Origin of the sequence: Mesorhizobium sp. 113-3-9, from assembly GCF_016756515.1 — a bacterium.
GTDB lineage: Bacteria > Pseudomonadota > Alphaproteobacteria > Rhizobiales > Rhizobiaceae > Mesorhizobium.
On sequence record NZ_AP023246.1, the window covers coordinates 496,787 to 514,523 of the forward strand.

Genomic DNA, 17,737 nt, shown 5'->3' on the forward strand with positions numbered 1-17,737 from the left:
CCACCCCGGACCTTCGGTCCGACCCTCTCCATCGAGAGGAGGGTAAAGTGGCTCACTTCCCCTTCCACACCGGATCGCGCTTTTCGGCGAAGGCGCGGAAACCTTCCATATTGTCTTCGGAGCCGTAGAGCGCATCAACCGTTGCCAACTGGCGGCGCGTCACCTTGTTCATGGCGTCCTGGAAGGTCAGCGCTTCGGCCACGCGTGCCGTCTCCTTGATTGCCGCAAACACCAGCGGCGGACCGCTGGCGAGCAGGCGGGCGATCTCCCAGACGCGGTCCTCGAGCTTTTCCTTGGGCAGCACCTCGTTGACCAGGCCCCAGCGATGCGCTTCCGCCACATCCATCCAGCGGCCGGTGAGCAGGAGGTCCATGGCGACATGGTAGGGAATGCGCTTAGGCAGCTTGATCGTCGCCGCATCGGCCAGCGTACCGGCGCGGATTTCCGGCAGCGCGAAGGAAGAGTGATCGGCGGCGTAGATGAGGTCGCAGGACAGCGCCAGTTCGAAGCCGCCGCCCACCGCCATGCCGTTGACGCAAGCGATGACCGGCTTGTTCAAGTCGCGCAATTCCTGCAGCCCGGCAAAGCCGCCGACGCCATAATCGCCGTCGACCGCATCGCCGCCGGCGGCGGCCTTCAGATCCCAGCCGGCGCAGAAGAACTTGTCGCCAGCGGTCTTGACGATGGCGACGCGCAGTTCCGGATCGTCGCGGAACGCCTTGAAGGTTTCGCCCATCAGCCGCGACGTCTTCAGGTCGATGGCGTTGGCCTTGGGCCGGTCAAGCGTGACCTCGAGGATCGAGCCTTCGCGGCGGGTCGAAATGACGTCAGACATTCTTGTTTTCTCCCAGCACCAGCAGCGCGTCGGCGATCCAGGCGCCCTTGCCTTCGACGCAGACGATCAGCGGGTTGATGTCGAGTTCCTCGATCTCGCCGGCATTCTTCTGCACAAAGCCGGCAATTCCCGCGATGGCGTCGATGGCGGCCGCGACGTCGGCCTTCGGCCGGCCGCGATAGCCTTCGAGCAGCGGGAACAGCTTCAGGCCGCGCAATGCCGCCTCGATGTCGTCGCGGGTCGCCGGCAGCATCAAGGTGACGCTGTCGCGCAGCAATTCGACCAGAACGCCGCCGGTGCCGAGCGTCATGACCGCGCCGAACATCGGATCGCGGGTGAAGCCGACAATCAGCTCGGCAACACCGTCGCGCACCATGCGTTCGACATAGAGGCCGGTGCCGAGCGGAAGCAGATCATGCGCCGCCGTGCTGACGGACTCAGCGTCCTTGAGGTTGAGCCTGACGGCGCCGACCTCGGACTTATGAGTGACGCCCAGTGCCTTCAGGGCGACGGGGAAGCCGAGCGCCATCGAGGAAATCACCGCCTCGACCGCATTGCCGGCACGCTCGCCCTTGGGCACGGGAAGCCCGGCCTTGATCAGCCGCGCCTTGGCTTCGGCCTCGTCAGGCGTGACATGCTCGCCACCGGCGGCACCGGCGGCTGACGTGTCGACCGGCTGCGCCTGCGGTTCGGCCCATGCCCAGCCGATGAAGGCCGCCGCGCCGGCGGCATCCATCGCCTCGGAGATGCCGAACAACGGCACCATGCCGCGCGCCATCAGTTCGGCGGTGTATTCCTCGGGCAGGTTTTCCGGCAGCGAGGAGACGATGGCGCCGTGCGCCTTGTTGGTCTTCAGTGCCGATTCGAAGGCGCGCAGCGTCGCCCACCAGTCGGTAACCGAGCAGCGGTCCGGACGCGGGAAATCGAGCACCAGCATATTGAGGTCGAAGCCGCCCGACACCATGGCGGTGAAGGTGGCGGTCATCGCCGGTTCGTTGTTCCAGATGAAGGTGTGATAATCCAACGGGTTGGCGACCGCGACCAGCGGCCCAAGCGTCGATTTGACATGGGCGCGGTGCTGTTCCGTCAGAACCGGGAAATTGACCCAGCGCCCTTCGGCGCTGTCGGCCATGACGGAAGCCTCGCCGCCCGAGCAGCTCATTGACGACAGTTTGTATCCCGGCAGCGGGCCTGTGATGTGCAGCAGCTTCAGCGCCTCGATGAAAGCCGGGATGGAATCGACGCGGGCAATGCCGAGCCGCCTCAGAAAAGCGCCCGAGGCCGCGTCCGAGCCGGCGAGCGAGGCAGTGTGCGACACCGTCGCCTGCCGCGCCTGTTCGGAGCGCCCGACCTTCATGGCGATGATCGGCTTCTTCAGTTCGCGCGCGCGTGCCGCCAACCGTTCGAATCCGGCTACGGAGTCAAAAGCCTCGATGTGCAGGCCGAGCGAGGTCACACGCTCATCTTCGATCAGGCCGAGCGCCATTTCGGACAGGCCAGTCTGCGCCTGGTTGCCGGCGGTCATCAGGAAGGCGATCGGCAGGCCGCGTTTCTGCATCGTCATGTTGATGGCGATGTTGGACGACTGGGTGATGATGGCGACGCCCTTACCGCCCTCTTCAAGCCTGATGCCGCCATGCTGGTCGGGCCACAGAAGCGCGCCGTCGGCATAGTTAATCAGGCCGTAGCAGTTCGGGCCGATGATCGGCATCTGGCCGGCGGCCGCGACCAGTTCGGCCTGCAGTCTTTCGCCGTCATCGTCATAGGCCTCGGTTTCGAGGAAGCCGGCGGCAAAGCAGACGGCGCCACCAGCGCCGCGTTCGGCCAGCGCCTTGACGACCTCGATGGTCAGATGACGGTTGACGCCGACAAAGGCGGCGTCCGGCGCGCCGGGCAGATCCGCGACGGATCGATAGGCCTTGCGGCCGGCAACCTCGTCCTTGGTCGGATGCACCGGCCAGATTTCGCCGGCAAAGCCCATCTTGATCGATTGCGCGACGACGGCGGCGGCCTGCACGCCGCCGAAGACGGCGATGGATTTCGGGCGCAGGAGACGTTCGAGTTTATGCATGGTCATCTTTTCGTTTGAGCGCGATCCCAGGACAAACGATCTCGTTTGCCCGACAAAACCGAATCCCGGCTTGGGCGATCATGCTCTAAGCTCCGAACGGACGCAGCAGCGCCCGCGAAATAATATGTCGCTGAATCTCCGACGTGCCTTCCCAGATGCGCTCGACACGGGCGTCGCGCCAGATGCGTTCCAGCGGCAGGTCGTCCATCAGCCCCATGCCACCATGGATCTGGATCGCTTCGTCGGCGACGTAGGCCAGCATTTCGGTGGCCTTTAGCTTGGCCATGGCCATGTCCTGGTCGGTGACGGTGCCCTGATCGTACTTCCAGCCGGCTTCGAACACCATCAGGTCGGCGGCTTTCAGTTCCGTGGCCATGTCGGCGAGCTTGAACGACACACCCTGGAACTTGCCGATCTGCTGGCCGAACTGCTGGCGTTGCGCGGAATACTCGATGGCGTGGCCGAGCGCCCGCTCGGCCCGGCCGAGACAGGTGGCGCCGACCTGCAGGCGGGTGGCGCCCAGCCAGGAATTGGCGACCTCGAAACCCTTGTGGACTTCGCCGAGCACCTGGCTCGCCGGCAGGCGGCAATCGTCGAATTCGAGGATGGCGTTGGTGTAGCCGCGATGCGAGACATTGCGGTAGCCGTCGCGTACCGTGAATCCCTTGGTGCCCTTGTCGACAAAGAAGGCGGTGATCTTCTTGCGTTTGCCGCGCGGCGAATCTTCTTCGCCCGAAGCCATGAACACGATGGCGAAATCCGCGAGATCGGCGTGGGAGATGAAGTGCTTGGTGCCGTTCAGCACCCAATCGTCGCCATCCTGCACCGCGGTCGCCTTCATGCCGCGCAGGTCCGAGCCGGCGCCCGGCTCGGTCATCGCCAGGCAGTCCCACTTCTCGCCGCGAATGCACGGGAACAGATATTTCTCGCGCTGTTCCGGCGTGCCGGCGAGCAAGATGTTGGAGGGACGCGCCACACAGGTCCAATGCAGCGCGTAATTGGCGCGGCCGAGTTCCTTTTCGTAGAGCAGCCAGGTCACGGTATCCAACCCCGCGCCGCCGACATCGGCCGGCATGTTGGCGGCATAGAGACCGGCCTCGATCGCCTTGGCCTTGATCTCCTCGATCAGCTCACGGCGCAGCACGCCGGTGCGCTCGACCTCGCGTTCATGCGGGTAAAGCTCGTTCTCGATGAAGGCGCGCGTCGTCTCGACAATGAGCTTCTGTTCCTCCGACAGCCCGAAATCCATGGTTTCAGCCTTTCTTCTTTTTCTTCGGCTTTTCCGCCTTCTTCACCGGCTTGGAGGCCTTGGCCTTTTCGGCAGCCTTCGAGGCCGCCGGCTTCTTCGCCGCCAGCTTGGCCAACTGCTTGGTATAGTCCTTGTGCAAGGCGCCCGCGCCCCAGCCCTTGCCCTTGTTCTGCTTCGACAGCGCATCCATGATCGCGACCAGATTGTCGTCGCGGATCTTTTCCAGTTCGCGGATCGACAGGCCGTGCGCCTGGTCGTCCGACTGGGTGGCGATCAGGTCGACCAGCTCATCGTTGAATTCGGGCACGTCCATGAGCTTGGTCCATGGCCATTTGAGGCACGGCCCGAACTGGGCCATGAAGTGCCGCATGCCGGCCTCGCCGCCGGCGACGCGATAAACCTGGAACATGCCCATCTGCGCCCAGCGCAGGCCGAAGCCATAGCGCATGATGTCGTCGAGTTCCTCGACCGTGCAGATGCCGTCCTTGATCAGCCACAGCGCCTCGCGCCATGCCGCTTCGAGCAGGCGATCGCCGACGAAGGCCTCGATCTCCTTGCGGATGACGACCGGCTTCATGCCGATCGAGGCATAGATCTCCTTGGCGACCTCGATGGCCTCGGGGAAGGTCTGATCGCCGCCGACGATTTCGACCAGCGGCAGGAGGTAGACCGGGTTGAACGGATGGCCGACGACCAGCCGCTCCGGGTGCTTCTTCATCGCCACCTGCATGTCGGTCGGCTTGATGCCGGACGTCGAAGAGCCGACAATGGCGTTGGCCGGCGCATGGGCGTCGATCTCGGCCAGCACCTTGTGCTTGAGGTCGAGCCGTTCCGGCACGCTTTCCTGGATGAAGTCGGCATCGGCCACCGCCTCGGCGATGGTCTTGGCGAAGGTCAGCTTGCCCTCTTTCGGCAAGCCGCCGGGCACCATCTGCTTGTAGGCGCGGCGCGCGCCCTTCATCACTTCCGATACCTTGCGCGAGGCCTCAGGGTCCGGATCGAAGATCGACACATCGATGCCGTTGAGCAGCAGCCGCGCCACCCAGCCGGCGCCGATGACACCGCCGCCTATGGCGGCCGCCTTGTTGATGATGCTCATGCGGAAGCTCCGGTTCTTGTCCTGGCTGTTTGGGGATCGATGAGAGGCACGCGCTCGCCGGCGCGGATCACTGCGGGGTCGTAGGCCTTGCGGGCGAAGACTTCGAGCACGAAGGGCCGAAAGAAGTCGATCGGCAGCGTCTCGTAATCGGGATCGAAGCTCGACTGGTCCCAGCGTTCGCAAAACTGGTCGCAGTCGTCGAAATAGGCATGGCCAGCGAAGCGGTCACGCGCATGGCGGTTGCCGCCGAGATGGTGGGCGTAATAGAGGCGCTGGAAGTCGCCGTGCTTTTCCACCACCCAGGTGCATTGTTCGCGCACGAAGGGTTTCAGGATCGAAGCGGCGTATTCATCGTGATTGTAGGGCGCGTAGATGTCGCCGATATCGTGCAGCAGCGCGCAGGCGATCCAGTCGGTGTCGGCGCCGTCGCGCCAGGCGCGCGTCGCCGCCTGCAGCGAATGGCCGAGCCGGGTGATCTTGTAGCCGGACAGGCCTTCGTCGAGCTGCACCAAAGCGTCGAGCAGCCGCTCACCGGTCCTGGCGGCATAGTCGATTTCATGGGCGGTCAGGAACTCGTAATCGTCCTTGTCGCCATCCTTCATCGCGGTGAATTTGACGGTTGTCATTCTCGACGCCCTCCAAACTATGCCGCGATCGGCGCCCGCTTGGTCAGGTTGAGCTTCTTGCGCACTTCCTCCGGCCCCAGAATCCGGGCGCCGAGATTGGTGACGATGCTGGCGGCGCGCTCGACCAGCTGCGCATTGGTCGCGAGCACGCCCTTGTCCAGCCACAGGTTGTCTTCCAGCCCGACGCGGACATTGCCGCCGGCAAGCACCGCGGCCGCGGCATAGGCCATCTGGTTGCGGCCGATGGAAAAGGCCGACCAGTTCCAGGTCGACGGCACGTTGTTGACCATGGCCATGAAGGTGTTGAGATCGTCCGGCGCGCCCCACGGCACGCCCATGCAGAGCTGCACCAGCGCGTCGGGGTTGAGCACCTTTTCCTCGACCAGCTGCTTGGCGAACCAGAGATGGCCGGTGTCGAAGGCCTCGATCTCGGGCTTGACGCCGAGCGCCGTCATCATGCCGCCCATGGCGCGCAGCATGCCGGGCGTGTTGGTCATGACATAGTCGGCTTCGGCGAAGTTCATGGTGCCGCAGTCGAGCGTGCAGATTTCCGGCAGGCACTGGCGCACATGTTCCATGCGGTTGGTGGCGCCGCCCATGTCGGTGCCCTTTTCGTTGAGCGGCAGCGGCGCTTCCGGCGAGCCGAAAACCATGTCGCCGCCCATGCCGGCGGTGAGGTTCAGGATGACGTCGACATCTGCCGCGCGGATGCGCTCGGTCACCTCGCGGTAGAGATGCACATCGCGGCGGGGCTTGCCGGTCTCGGGGTCGCGCACATGGCAGTGGACGATCGCGGCACCGGCCTTGGCCGCGTCAATGGCCGAATCGGCGATCTGCTTGGGCGAACGCGGCACATGCGGGCTGCGATCCTGCGAGCCGCCGGATCCGGTCACGGCACAGGTAATGAAAACCTCACGGTTCATCGCAAGCGGCATGGAATTCTCCTCCCAGTTCGAACAGCCATGCATGTCGCCCAAAAGTGGGAACCGGTTTTGGGGCAACGACATGCACAGGGACCCGCATAACATTGCGCGACTTGCGGGAGACTGCTTTGCGCTTTACGAAGGCGGCATGATAAAAAGCGAAAAGACGACAATCTTTCGTGCCGAGCAGTCGCCGCTCAAGGTCACATTGCTGGTGTTTTCCGGGGCGTCCATCATGTGCGTGGCATGCGCCGTCGATCCGCTGCGTGCCGCCAACCGCATCGCCGGCGAAACCCTGTTCGACTTCAAACTGGTTTCGGTGACCGGGGAGGCGCCGGTCACGACATGCGGCCTGCCCGTGGCGGTCAGCGGTCGGTTCGATGCGACGGAGCCAACCGATGTCCTGGTCGTGGTCGCGGGCTTCGGCACGCAGAACTATGCCACGTCAGCCTTGCTCGCCGGCCTGCGCCGCGCGGCGCGGGCTGCTCGCGCCTGCGGCGGCGTCGAGGCGGGCACATGGCTGGTGGCGCGCGCCGGCCTGCTGGAGGGGCGCAGCGCCACCACCCATTGGGAAGACATGGAGGATTTTTCGTCCGCCTTTCCCGGGGTCGACGTGCGCCCCGACCGATACATCATCGATGGGCCGGTCTTCACCACCGGCGGCGCGTCACCGACGCTGGACCTGATGCTGCACCTGATCCGCACCCGGCTCGGCATGGCCGTGGCGCTGGATGTGGCAAGCGCGTTCATCTATGACCAGGCGCGGGTGGCGACCGATGCGCAGCCGCTGGTCTCGCTTGGCCGGCTCGACGGCTACGATCCACGCCTGGCGCAGGCCATCCGGCTGATGGAAGCGCATGTCGACCAGCCGCTCACCATAGAAGCCATAGCCAAGCGTGCCGGCGTGACGGCGCGGACCCTGGAAAGCATTTTTCGCAAGTCGATCGGCGAGACGCCTGGCGCTTATTATCTGAGACTGCGCCTTGGCGCGGCGCGCAGGCTGGTGGTCGACACCAGGGTGGCGATGGCGGATATTGCCGGGCGGACGGGATTCTCATCCGCCGCGGCATTTTCCAGAGCGTTTTCAAGAGCATTTGGCGAAGCCCCGGTCAGGCTTCGTCGGGGTTAGGCCGCGTTCTGACGATCGGTGCCAGCGTCGATCTGTGAGCGCATCTGCCTCACAAGACGGACTTCAAAGCGGCTGCTGACGGCGCGATCCCATTCATTTTTCACGTCGTCGGTCGGCCGCGGCAGCGCCATCAGCCGGTCGATGATCGATCCGGTCTCACCGGATGAGAGCAGGGCGTCGATTTCGCGTTCGTGCTGCATATCGGTTCGCCTCCTTCCTTTTCACCCGCCACAAGGTCCCTTTTATACGAGATACGTGACGGCAGTTTGAAGGCAAGAGCGAGGTCATTGAGGGGCACCCAGGGGCAAAACCTTGTCGTCGAATGAGCGCTTTGGCGCAAAGCCGTTCCGCACGCCAAAATCCGAATCAGGTGACGTCAGCCCAGCCGCTTCTCGAACAGCACGGTGGTGAAACCACTGTCCCATTCGTCATCCGGATAGCGGTCTTTTTCGACATAGCCGACCGCCTTGTAGACATTCTGGGCGCGCTCGTTGAACGTGTCGGTCTCGAGCCGCGCCTGGCGGAATCCGGCAGCGCGGATAGCCTGTTCGGCGTGCGCCAGCAGCTTGCCGCCGACGCCCTGGCCCTGGCGGCTGACCCTGACATGCAAAGCCTCGATGAAATCGCCGCGCCAATGGATCAGGCCGGCAATCTCGCCATCGATCTCGGCAATGGTGAATTCCGGCCAGCTCTCCTCGACATAGTGCCCGCCAAGATCGGTCTCGACATAGCGTTGCGCCGATGCCTGGGTGATGTGCGGTAGCCAGGTGCCCTCGAACGTCTCCCGCAGCACCTTTTTGAGAGCCACGAGATCGCTCAGCCGTGCCTTGCGTACCGTGATCGGCCCGTTAGCCATTGTCATCTCCCTTCAGGAGAGCGGACTAGCAAAAGGCGATCACGGCGGCTTTCAGCCACACCGGGCAGATGTCGGTCCAGAAGTCAGGCGTCAGACGTAACGATTGACGATATTTTCCAGCAGTTCCTGACGGCCGGAGCGCGGCTGCGGCTCGATCTTCTTCTTCACCACGCGCTCGGCGATCTCCTCCAGCGTGCGCTTGCCCGCCAGCATCGCCTTGGCCTCGGCGCTGTTCCAGCCGGCATAGCGTTCCGCCAGCGGCGCGGACAACGCCTTGTCCTCGACCATGCGGGCGGCTGCCTTGAGGCCGCGCGCGCAGGAATCCATGCCGCCGATGTGGCCGATCAGCAGATCCTGCGGGTCGAGCGACTGGCGGCGCAGCTTGGCGTCGAAATTGGTGCCGCCGGTCTTGAAGCCACCGGCCTGCAGGACCTGGTAATAGGCCAGCGCCATCTCCGGCACGTTGTTGGGGAACTGATCGGTGTCCCAACCCGACTGGTAGTCGTTGCGGTTCATGTCGATGGAGCCGAAGACACCGAGCGCGTTGGCCAGCGCCAGCTCGTGCTCGAAAGAATGGCCGGCCAGGATGGCATGGCCCTGCTCGATGTTGAGCTTGACCTCCTTCTCCAGGCCGAAGCGCTTGAGGAAGCCGTAGACGGTAGCGACGTCGTAATCGTACTGGTGCTTGGTCGGCTCCTGCGGCTTCGGCTCGATCAGGATGGTGCCCTTGAAGCCGATCTTGTGCTTGTAGTCGACGACGAGGTTGAGGAAGCGTCCGGCCTGTTCCTGCTCGCGGGCAAGGTCGGTGTTGAGCAGCGTCTCATAGCCCTCGCGGCCGCCCCACAGCACATAGTTCTCGCCCTTCAGCCGCTTGGTGACGTCGATGCAGCTCTTCACCGTCGCCGCCGCATAGGCGAACACATCCGGATCGGGATTGGTGGCGGCACCCGACATGAAGCGGCGGTTGGAGAACAGGTTGGCCGTGCCCCACAGGAGCTTGACACCGGTCTGCTTCATCTTGGTGGCGAAATAGTCCGCGATCTCGTCGAGGCGGGCGGCACTCTCGGAAAAATCCTTGCCTTCGGGCCGGACATCGGCGTCGTGGAAGCAGAAATAGGGTGCGCCGAGCAGCGAGAACATCTCGAAAGCGACATCGGCCTTGAGTTTCGCCAGTTCCATCGTGTCGACGCCGCCGGCCTTGGGGAACCAGGGACGGTCGAAGGTCTGGCCACCGAAGGGATCGCCGCCCGGCCAGGCAAAGGAGTGCCAGTAGGCGACAGCGAAGCGCAGATGGTCTTCCAACCGCTTGCCGGCCACGACCTCGTCGGGGTTATAGAAGCGATAGGCCAGCGGATTGGTCGAATCCGGCCCCTCATATTTGATCTTCTGGATGTCGCCGAAAAATCCGCTGCTCATGATTTCTGTCCTCTCTCGAATAGTTCGCCCTGATTACCTCAGGCGTAATTGGTTTCGGTCCTGGGCCGGTCGAAAAGGCTGATGTCAAAGCCATCAAACAAAGGAGACAGACCATGACCGACCTCAACAAGATCGCCGAGGGCTACATCACCGCCTGGAACGAAAGCGACGCCGGCCGCCGCGCCGACTTGCTGAAGGCCACCTTCACCGAAGACGTCAGCTATCGCGATCCGCTCATGCAGGGCGACGGCCATGAGGGCGTCGCGGCGCTGATCGACGGCGTGCATCAGCGCTTTGCCGGCTTCCGGTTCTCGCTGAAAGGCACGCCGGACGGGTTTGCCGACAAGATCCGCTTCTCCTGGAATCTCGGCCCGGAAGGCACATCTTCCATCATCGAGGGCACCGACATCGGTGTCATCGAGAACGGCCGCCTGAAGAGCGTCACCGGCTTCCTCGACAAGGTGCCGGCGCAGTGAGTTGCCGAGCCGCGGCGTGGGCGAGAAACCGCTCACGCCGTGGCGCCCCTGATTGCCGGATAGAGCGCCCGATAACGGTGATACGCATCGGCATAGGCACTGTCGAGCTTGGCATCCGGTTCGATCGTGGCATCTGTCCTGGGCGCGGAGCAGATGGCCAGCGGATCGGCGCCGGTCGCCGCGATCAGGCCAAGCCTGGCGGCGCCAAAGGCGGCGCCGAAATCGCCGTCGGCGGGAATATCCACCGGTACCTGCAGCGCGGTGGCGATCGATTTCAGCCAGTAGCGCGAACGCGAGCCGCCGCCGATCGCGGTGACGCGCGTCAGTGTGGTGCCGGCTTTCTTCAAGGCTTCGAGGCTGTCGCGGAAGGCGAAGGCGACGCCTTCCAGAACCGCCTGCGTCAGCGCCGCGCGGCTCGACTCATGCGCAAGGCCGGTGAAGGAACCGCGAATGGCCGAATCATTGTGCGGCGTACGCTCGCCGGAGAGATAGGGCAGGAAGGACACGCCGCTTGGCGCCATCAGCGCGTCACCCAGTTCAGCGGTCAGTTCGCCCGCGCCCTTGCCCGTGATCTCCGACAGCCAGTTGAGCGAATCGGTCGCCGACAGGATGACGCCCATCTGATGCCAGGTGTTGGGCAGGGCATGGCAGAAGGTGTGGACCGCGCTTGCCGGGTTGGGCAGATAGGACGCGTTGGCGGCAAACAGCACACCCGACGTGCCGAGCGAGACAAAGGCATGGCCGGCGCCAACCGTGCCCATGCCGCAGGCGGAAGCCGCATTGTCGCCGGCACCGCCGGCAACCGGGATACCGGCCTCGACGCCCCATTTCGACGCCAATTCGGCACGCAACCCGCCAGCCTTCTGCGTGCCCTCGACCAGGGACGGCATCTGCTCTTCGTCGAGCGACGTTGCCGCCAGCAATTCGGCCGACCAGCGGCGCTTGCCGACATCGAGCCAGGACGTGCCGGCGGAGTCGGACATCTCCGAAATGTGCTCGCCGGAGAGCCACAGCCGCAGGAAATCCTTCGGCAGCAGCACCTTGGCAACCTTGGCGAAGACAGCGGGCTCGTTGTTCTTCACCCAGGCAAGCTTGGGTGCGGTGAAGCCAGGGAAAACGATGTTGCCGGTGAGCGCGCGGAAGCGCGGATCGGCGTCGAGTGCCGCCGCCTCGGCATGGCTGCGGGTGTCGTTCCACAGGATGCAGGGGCGCAGCACGTGATCGGCCGCATCAAGCAACGTGGCGCCATGCATCTGGCCCGACAGGCCGATGCCTTTCACCGCCGCGAACTGCTTGGGATGGGATGCCTTCAGTTCGGCGATCGCGTCTTCGCAGGCGCGTATCCAGTGGGACGGATCCTGTTCGGACCAGCCGGGATGCGGCCGCGAGACGTCAAGCGAGCCGTGGCCGGAGCCGACGACATCCTGTCCGGCATCGATCAGCAGCGCCTTGACGCCCGACGTGCCCAGGTCGAGGCCGAGATACATGTTTTCCTCCCACGTCCTTATTTTTTTCGGATCCCGAAAAAATCTGGCCGAGCCAGTTTTTAAGGCAAGATCCGCTCCGGGTCAATTCTCTGACAAATCGGCGGCGCGTTGTGAAAACAGGACCGACAGCGGACTGTCCGGCCGCGCTATCGATCGCTCGGCCGCGAGCGCCCTGGCGAGCACGCCGTCCCCGCCTCGCAGCGCGGCTTCGATCAGCGTCAGGTCGATGACGTCGCGCTGCGCATGGCTTCCACCGAAACGGTGGGCGATCGCGCGGATCGGCCGGATCAGGCGTATGGCCTCGGCGTAGTTGCCCTCGCCGAACGCCTTGATCGCCAGCGTCAGGGGATAGCCGACGTCCCGGGTAAAGGCGGCGTTGTCGTCGCTGCCACTCATGGCCTCGCGCTGTGCCTCGAGCAAGGTCCGGGCCGGGGCATCCAGCCCGGCGCCCACAAACGCCATCATCGCATGGGCGTCGTTGAAGGCATAGTCGCCGACGCCGGCCCCCGGCCAATTGGCGGCCAGCGCGGCCCAACGGTCGCCAATATCGACGCCGCCGAGATGGAGCCGCCACAGGAGTGCCGACGCATCGACCATATTGAGCGCCATCGTTGATGGTGTGCCGTAGATCGGCCCGTCGTAGAGCGCCAGCACCTGGTCGGTCTCGCCGAGATCGTAGTGAAACAGCGCCAGATGCCACCAATTGTGCACCTGCAGGAAGCTCTCCTTCGTCCACGCTTCGGGGTTGGCGCGCATCCAGGCAATGCCGTCTCTTTGCCGGCTTTGCATTTCCATCACATGGGCGACGGCGTGTTGCGCCCAGCCGTCGCGCGGCTCGATCTCGACCGCCACGCGGCCGAGTTTCTCGGCCCTGACATAGTCACCCATCTCCTCCAGCCCGAAGGCCTGCATGCCAAGCATGGCATGGTAACCGGGCATGCCGCTCTGCCAGGATGGCAAGGCGCGCGCGATGCGGTCGCGCAGCATGCGGGCATTGCCGGTGAAAAAGTCGATCTGGTGCCCGAGCTGCAGCGCAACGGCGTCGAGTGGGGTCTCGATGGTGATATCCTCAAGGATTCTGGCGGCGTCATGCCAGCGCCCGTTGGCGAGATGACCGAGGGCTGAGACATGGGCCTTTTCGCGCGTTGTCGCGGCAAGCGGCAACGCCGCCTCGTGACAGGCCCTGGCCACGGACGTCGCCTCACGTTCGGTGGCAAGCCCGAAGAGATAGCCCTTGAAGACATGCGCCATGACAAAACCGGGGTCCTGCGCGATGGCGCGATCGACGGAAGCCACCGGATCGCCGATGAAGCACTGCAATTGGCTCACCGCTTGGCTGTAGGGCACGAATCCCGCTTGGGTCGCACCCGAAAGTGCCAGATCGAATGCATCCTTGATCGCCATGCAAACCCCCTTGACCGGCGCGTTGCGGGCACGATGCCCCTCGGTCCAACGCGATCTTAAAGCATGGGCCACGGACGCGCCAACAATGCGCCGCGCACACTGATTTCAGTAGATGTCGCAATTCATCAACCATGGCGAACAGATTAGGCTTTGTAAAATCGAACGGATTGTGGCTTCATTGCGGCGCGGCGAAGGGCTTGTAATCGCGATCTGAGAGGGGACGCGATGCGGCATTTTGAAATACAGCTTCCGAACGGCCGTTCGGAGCACGTTGATATGCTGATTTCTTTGTTGCGGCGAAGGCCGCCGCAAATTCGACCATGGTTTATTAGCCTTCTCGCAACTACAGCGTTTGTGTTGCTGCCTGGGTCCGCAGCTTTCGCGGCCTGCGTGCTGGTTCCATCGGCTGGAAATACCACCTTCACCTGCGATAGCGGCGATTCAGGCGGCAGCCTCACCGACACCAGCGGCGACAACACGCTCACCTTTCCCGCCGGCGGCACCGGCCAGGTGAGCGGCAACGTCACTTTCGGCCCCGGCACGGACCGCATCAACATGCAGTCCGGCACCATCACCGGCACGGTCGACCAGGGCGACGGCACGGATTTCTTCACCATCGGCGGCGGCACCGTCGCAGGCAACGTCCAGCAGGGCGCCGGCATCGACGACTTCAACATGAGCGGTGGCCAGATTGGGTCGCTCAACCAGGGTGACGGGCTCGACACCTTCACCATGACCGGCGGGCGCATCGTCGATTTCTTCGACGATGGGGATCGTGCGGTGATGACCGGCGGCCGCATCGGCCGCGTCAACATGAAGCTCGACAAGAACTATTTCAACATGTCCGGCGGCACCATCGACCGCAACCTCGTCACCGGCTTCGACCAGGACACCATCATCCTCTCGGGCGGCACGATCGGCGGCAACATCAGCGTCAGCGGCGGCAATGACAGCGTGACAATCACCGGCGGCACGGTCGGTGGCGATGTGCTGATGAGCTTCGGCTCCGACAATTTCGTCTGGAATGGTGGCGGCATCATCTATGGCGCTGTCGATCTTGGCGCCGACAACGATACCGCCAAGCTCAGCAACCTCACCAACGCCAATATCGGTGGCACGGATGCCATAAATGGCGGCCTTGGCACCGACGCGCTGACCTTCGACAACGTCAAACTGGACGGGATCGCCCGGGTCCAGAACTGGGAGAGCATCGACGCCACCAACGACACGCAGCTGACGCTCGACGGCAATCTCGTGCTCGGCGACAGCGGCACCGGCACGGGCTCGCTCAGCGTCGATGCCTCGAGCACGCTCTATGGCGGCGGCTTCAACTCGACGATCCAGGCCTTCACGGCTGGCCAGCTGGCTCAGGTCACCAATGCCGGGCGCATCGACCTGACCAACGGCACCACCGAAGCGACCGACCGGCTGACGATTTCGGGCAATTATGTCGGCGCCGGCGGCGTGCTGCTTGTCCAGACCGAACTCGGCGACGATTCTTCCGCGTCCGACAGGCTGGTCCTGTCAGGCGGGACAGCTTCCGGCTCGACCGGCATTTCCGTGGTCAATGTCGGCGGCGCGGGCGCCACGACCACGCAGGACGGCATCATGATCATCCAGGCCATCAACGGCGCTACCTCGGGCGCCTCGACCTTCGCGCTCGACGGGCCGGTCGCCGCCGGCGCCTTCGAATACTATCTTTTCAAGGGCGGCGTCAGCGCCGGCAGCGACGAAAACTGGTATCTGCGCTCGACGCTGATAACACCGACATCGCCGGCCGCGGCGCCACCGGCGCTCGAGCCCTCGCCACCGGTGGAACCGGTGCCTCCGGCGGCCGAGCCGCCGCCTCCGCCGCCCTCCGAACTGCCGCCGACGCCGCCGCCGAGCGAGGGCGACATCAACAATCCGCCGGTCGACCCGACGCCGCCGGTGCAAACCAGCGACCCACAACCCGAACCACCGCCGCCGCCGCCTCCGGCGCCTCCGGCTGATCCGCCACCGCCGCCACCGGTGGTGCCGACTGCCGTGCCCGACCTGCCGGTACCGGCGGCCGGTCAGGAAATCGTGCTCTATCGCATCGAGGTGCCGGTCTATTCGGCCTTGCCGCCCGTGGCCGAGCACCTGGCGATGACGACGCTCGGCACCTTCCACGAACGGCGAGGCGAGCAAAGCCTGTTGTCGGATACGGAGTTGTCGCCGGTCTGGGGCCGCATCTATGGCCAGGACGCCAAGATGGGCTGGTCGGGGACGGTGTCGCCATCCTTCGACGGCACCCTGTTCGGCCTGCAGGCGGGCTTCGACGTGTTTGGCCGCGACACCGCCTCGGGCGGAATCGATCGCGCCGGCCTGTTCGTCGCCTATGCCAGCATGAAGGGTGATGTGCGCGGCCAGGCGCTGGGATGGAACGACCTGTCCGTCGGCAGCCTCGACGTCAGCGGTACCAGTGTCGGCGGCTACTGGACACGCATAGGCCAGGGCGGCTGGTACCTCGACGGTGTCCTCATGGCCACCTTCTTCGGCGGCGACGCGACCTCGTCGCGCGACATCGGCATCGATATCGGTGGGACAGGCGTCACCGCTTCACTTGAAGGCGGCTATCCCATTGCGCTGGCGCAGGGCTGGACGCTCGAACCGCAGGCGCAACTGGTCTGGCAGCTTCTGTCGCTGGACGATACCAACGACCGCTTCTCGTCGGTTTCCTTCGGCACCGACGACAGCGTCAGCGGCCGGCTGGGTGCGCGGCTGCAGGGCGAGGCCACGATCAACGGCATGGCGCTGCAGCCTTATCTCAAGGCCAACATCTGGCACGATTTCGGCGGTACCGACCGTGTCAACTTCGACACCACCGACATCACGACCGAGGGCAGGTCGACCTCGTTCGAGTTCGGCGGCGGCGTCGTTGCCAAGGTGACGGACAAGGTCAGCATCTTCGCCACCGGCGACTACACGACCAATCTCGGCGGCGACAAGCGCCGCATCCTCGAAGGCAATCTGGGGATCAGTGTCAAATGGTGAGGCCCTCCGGGCCTCACCTTGCGTCAGGAGATCAATTGCCCGAACGCATCGCCACCGTGGCAATGCCGGCACCAACCAGCAATGTGCCACCGGTGCGGTTGAAGATGCGGATCGCCTTGGGATTGCGCACGACGTTTCGCGCGCGTGCGGCGATCAGCGCATAGCCAAAGGCATTGGCAAAGGCGAGCGCCAGGAAGGTGGTCTCGAAGATCAGCATCTGCGTCCAGAAGTCAGCGTGCCGGTCGAGGAACTGCGGCAGGAAAGCAACGAAGAAGGTGATACTTTTCGGGTTGAGCGCGGTGACCAGCCAGGCATGCGCCATCATTTTTGCCGACGATACGGCATCGGTCCGGGGTTCGGCCTTCAGCGCGCCGCCGGCGCGGAACAGTTTCACGCCGAGATAGATCAGATAGCCGGCGCCGATCAGCTTCAGGATGGTGAAGACACCAGCCGAAGCGGCGAGCAACGCGCCGATTCCCAGCATCGACAAGGTCATTGCGGTGAAGTCGCCGAGCGCCACGCCGACGGCCATCGGCAGGGCGGTGCGCCAGCCCTGGCCCAGCGCATAAGACACGACCAGCAGAATGGTCGGCCCCGGGATGATGAGAAGGATCGTCGAAGCGGCGGCGAAAGCGGCCCAGTTTTCGAAGGACATGTCTGTCTCCCTTTGGGTTAAGGAAAAGGATAAATCCTCAGCCCCGGGAGAATGTAAAGGGGCATGATCTTTGTTTTTTGCGCAATTGCGCACGCAAGACCACCACGCATTTTTCCTGAAATTGCCGCGCCATCAATTGCGCGAACGGCAGGTTGGCGTCAGTTCGCGCCGCCCAGCGTGCTCACGATATCGGCCAGGCTGACATTGGCACCGAGGACCAGCGCGGCCGCGACAATGGCAGCGGCAAAAAGCTTGATGTCGGTCTTTAACGTCTTGCACATGGAGGCCCCTCGCTGATCGCTTGCTGCGTAGGAGCCGCCGACGCCGGGATTATGACATGAGCTGGGTCTTTTTGTGCAGGACCTCTCGGTTGGCGGTCATCCGGGAGGGCCGAACCCCGCCGGGCGACGCGCAAATGCAGCCGGTGCAAGGCATTCACGCTTTATCAACCATGAATGATGAAAATGCCTGCTATCCGGCCGGACCGTGCTTCCCG

General features: G+C 64.2%; 17 protein-coding genes. 3 read left to right on the top strand and 14 right to left on the bottom strand.

Going from position 1 to position 17,737, the window contains the following annotated elements:
- Nucleotides 1-52: 52 nt before the first annotated feature.
- The 6 genes from MesoLj_RS02250 to MesoLj_RS02275 all read right to left on the bottom strand — a co-directional run bounded on the left by MesoLj_RS02250 (nucleotide 53) and on the right by MesoLj_RS02275 (nucleotide 6,815).
- Entirely contained in the window at nucleotides 53-835 is a 783-nt protein-coding gene (locus MesoLj_RS02250) for a carnitinyl-CoA dehydratase (RefSeq protein WP_140770321.1), read from the bottom strand.
- Nucleotides 828-2,906 (bottom strand): acetate--CoA ligase family protein, encoded by a 2,079-nt coding sequence (locus MesoLj_RS02255; RefSeq protein ID WP_140770323.1) that lies wholly within the window; start codon nucleotides 2,904-2,906, stop codon nucleotides 828-830. Before MesoLj_RS02255 ends, MesoLj_RS02250 begins: the two co-directional genes overlap by 8 nt.
- 85 nt (nucleotides 2,907-2,991) lie before the next feature.
- Nucleotides 2,992-4,155, bottom strand: a complete 1,164-nt coding sequence (locus MesoLj_RS02260; RefSeq protein ID WP_202324938.1) for an acyl-CoA dehydrogenase family protein — start codon at nucleotides 4,153-4,155, stop codon at nucleotides 2,992-2,994.
- A gap of 4 nt (nucleotides 4,156-4,159) precedes the next feature.
- Nucleotides 4,160-5,254, bottom strand: coding sequence for a carnitine 3-dehydrogenase (locus MesoLj_RS02265; protein WP_140770327.1), 1,095 nt, complete (start codon nucleotides 5,252-5,254; stop codon nucleotides 4,160-4,162).
- On the bottom strand, nucleotides 5,251-5,880 hold the full coding sequence (locus tag MesoLj_RS02270) for an HD domain-containing protein (RefSeq protein ID WP_140770329.1): 630 nt from the start codon (nucleotides 5,878-5,880) through the stop codon (nucleotides 5,251-5,253). The genes MesoLj_RS02265 and MesoLj_RS02270 overlap by 4 nt, the downstream gene beginning before the upstream one ends.
- 17 nt (nucleotides 5,881-5,897) lie before the next feature.
- The gene (locus MesoLj_RS02275; protein WP_056570308.1) at nucleotides 5,898-6,815 is read right to left on the bottom strand and encodes a 3-keto-5-aminohexanoate cleavage protein; all 918 of its coding nucleotides are present in this window, start codon (nucleotides 6,813-6,815) and stop codon (nucleotides 5,898-5,900) included.
- Nucleotides 6,816-6,951: 136 nt separating this feature from the next.
- Between MesoLj_RS02275 and MesoLj_RS02280 the strand changes: the two genes are divergently transcribed.
- Complete coding sequence (locus MesoLj_RS02280; protein ID WP_140770332.1) at nucleotides 6,952-7,932, top strand: GlxA family transcriptional regulator; 981 nt, start codon at nucleotides 6,952-6,954, stop codon at nucleotides 7,930-7,932.
- On the opposite strand, the gene MesoLj_RS02285 is transcribed toward MesoLj_RS02280, so the two are convergent.
- The 3 genes from MesoLj_RS02285 to xylA form a co-directional block, all read right to left on the bottom strand.
- Nucleotides 7,929-8,132: a hypothetical protein gene (locus MesoLj_RS02285; protein ID WP_140770334.1), complete on the bottom strand. Its 204-nt coding sequence runs from the start codon at nucleotides 8,130-8,132 to the stop codon at nucleotides 7,929-7,931. The genes MesoLj_RS02280 and MesoLj_RS02285 overlap by 4 nt on opposite strands.
- A gap of 176 nt (nucleotides 8,133-8,308) precedes the next feature.
- Nucleotides 8,309-8,788, bottom strand: a complete 480-nt coding sequence (locus MesoLj_RS02290; protein ID WP_202324939.1) for a GNAT family N-acetyltransferase — start codon at nucleotides 8,786-8,788, stop codon at nucleotides 8,309-8,311.
- Nucleotides 8,789-8,878: 90 nt separating this feature from the next.
- Entirely contained in the window at nucleotides 8,879-10,204 is a 1,326-nt protein-coding gene (gene xylA, locus MesoLj_RS02295; protein WP_140770338.1) for a xylose isomerase, read from the bottom strand.
- Nucleotides 10,205-10,317: 113 nt separating this feature from the next.
- On the opposite strand from xylA, the gene MesoLj_RS02300 reads away from it, so the two are divergent.
- Nucleotides 10,318-10,680 carry a nuclear transport factor 2 family protein gene (locus tag MesoLj_RS02300; protein WP_202324940.1) on the top strand — a complete coding sequence of 121 codons (363 nt, stop codon included), beginning with the start codon at nucleotides 10,318-10,320 and terminating at the stop codon, nucleotides 10,678-10,680.
- 32 nt (nucleotides 10,681-10,712) lie between these two features.
- Here the strand turns inward: MesoLj_RS02300 and xylB are convergent, their stop codons facing one another.
- The 3 genes from xylB to MesoLj_RS36225 form a co-directional block, all read right to left on the bottom strand.
- Nucleotides 10,713-12,167 carry a xylulokinase gene (gene xylB / locus MesoLj_RS02305; protein WP_202324941.1) on the bottom strand — a complete coding sequence of 485 codons (1,455 nt, stop codon included), beginning with the start codon at nucleotides 12,165-12,167 and terminating at the stop codon, nucleotides 10,713-10,715.
- 81 nt (nucleotides 12,168-12,248) lie between these two features.
- A complete protein-coding gene (locus MesoLj_RS02310; protein ID WP_202324942.1) occupies nucleotides 12,249-13,571 on the bottom strand; it encodes a tetratricopeptide repeat protein in 1,323 nt (440 codons plus the stop codon).
- Between the two features lie 175 nt (nucleotides 13,572-13,746).
- Nucleotides 13,747-13,893: a hypothetical protein gene (locus MesoLj_RS36225; protein ID WP_244735596.1), complete on the bottom strand. Its 147-nt coding sequence runs from the start codon at nucleotides 13,891-13,893 to the stop codon at nucleotides 13,747-13,749.
- Here MesoLj_RS36225 and MesoLj_RS02315 point away from each other — a divergent pair.
- The gene (locus MesoLj_RS02315) at nucleotides 13,848-16,586 is read left to right on the top strand and encodes an autotransporter family protein (protein WP_244735273.1); all 2,739 of its coding nucleotides are present in this window, start codon (nucleotides 13,848-13,850) and stop codon (nucleotides 16,584-16,586) included. The two genes, MesoLj_RS36225 and MesoLj_RS02315, sit on opposite strands and share 46 nt — an antisense overlap.
- A gap of 31 nt (nucleotides 16,587-16,617) precedes the next feature.
- Here MesoLj_RS02315 and MesoLj_RS02320 read toward each other — a convergent pair whose 3' ends face one another.
- Nucleotides 16,618-17,241 carry a LysE family translocator gene (locus MesoLj_RS02320; RefSeq protein ID WP_140770348.1) on the bottom strand — a complete coding sequence of 208 codons (624 nt, stop codon included), beginning with the start codon at nucleotides 17,239-17,241 and terminating at the stop codon, nucleotides 16,618-16,620.
- Between the two features lie 158 nt (nucleotides 17,242-17,399).
- Complete coding sequence (locus MesoLj_RS36590) at nucleotides 17,400-17,522, bottom strand: hypothetical protein (protein WP_080680899.1); 123 nt, start codon at nucleotides 17,520-17,522, stop codon at nucleotides 17,400-17,402.
- Nucleotides 17,523-17,737 lie beyond the last annotated feature (215 nt).

Bases quoted from the DNA above. Each gene is read 5' to 3' on its own strand.
- MesoLj_RS02275 (WP_056570308.1), bottom strand. From the start codon at position 6,815: ATGCCGCTTGCGATGAACCGTGAGGTTTTCATTACCTGTGCCGTGACC.
- MesoLj_RS02285 (WP_140770334.1), bottom strand. From the start codon at position 8,132: ATGCAGCACGAACGCGAAATCGACGCCCTGCTCTCATCCGGTGAGACC.
- MesoLj_RS02280 (WP_140770332.1), top strand. From the start codon at position 6,952: ATGATAAAAAGCGAAAAGACGACAATCTTTCGTGCCGAGCAGTCGCCG.
- MesoLj_RS36225 (WP_244735596.1), bottom strand. From the start codon at position 13,893: ATGGTCGAATTTGCGGCGGCCTTCGCCGCAACAAAGAAATCAGCATAT.
- xylA (WP_140770338.1), bottom strand. From the start codon at position 10,204: ATGAGCAGCGGATTTTTCGGCGACATCCAGAAGATCAAATATGAGGGG.
- xylB (WP_202324941.1), bottom strand. From the start codon at position 12,167: ATGTATCTCGGCCTCGACCTGGGCACGTCGGGCGTCAAGGCGCTGCTG.
- MesoLj_RS02265 (WP_140770327.1), bottom strand. From the start codon at position 5,254: ATGAGCATCATCAACAAGGCGGCCGCCATAGGCGGCGGTGTCATCGGC.
- MesoLj_RS02300 (WP_202324940.1), top strand. From the start codon at position 10,318: ATGACCGACCTCAACAAGATCGCCGAGGGCTACATCACCGCCTGGAAC.
- MesoLj_RS02290 (WP_202324939.1), bottom strand. From the start codon at position 8,788: ATGGCTAACGGGCCGATCACGGTACGCAAGGCACGGCTGAGCGATCTC.
- MesoLj_RS02270 (WP_140770329.1), bottom strand. From the start codon at position 5,880: ATGACAACCGTCAAATTCACCGCGATGAAGGATGGCGACAAGGACGAT.
- MesoLj_RS02320 (WP_140770348.1), bottom strand. From the start codon at position 17,241: ATGTCCTTCGAAAACTGGGCCGCTTTCGCCGCCGCTTCGACGATCCTT.
- MesoLj_RS36590 (WP_080680899.1), bottom strand. From the start codon at position 17,522: ATGTGCAAGACGTTAAAGACCGACATCAAGCTTTTTGCCGCTGCCATT.
- MesoLj_RS02315 (WP_244735273.1), top strand. From the start codon at position 13,848: ATGCTGATTTCTTTGTTGCGGCGAAGGCCGCCGCAAATTCGACCATGG.
- MesoLj_RS02255 (WP_140770323.1), bottom strand. From the start codon at position 2,906: ATGCATAAACTCGAACGTCTCCTGCGCCCGAAATCCATCGCCGTCTTC.
- MesoLj_RS02310 (WP_202324942.1), bottom strand. From the start codon at position 13,571: ATGGCGATCAAGGATGCATTCGATCTGGCACTTTCGGGTGCGACCCAA.
- MesoLj_RS02260 (WP_202324938.1), bottom strand. From the start codon at position 4,155: ATGGATTTCGGGCTGTCGGAGGAACAGAAGCTCATTGTCGAGACGACG.
- MesoLj_RS02250 (WP_140770321.1), bottom strand. From the start codon at position 835: ATGTCTGACGTCATTTCGACCCGCCGCGAAGGCTCGATCCTCGAGGTC.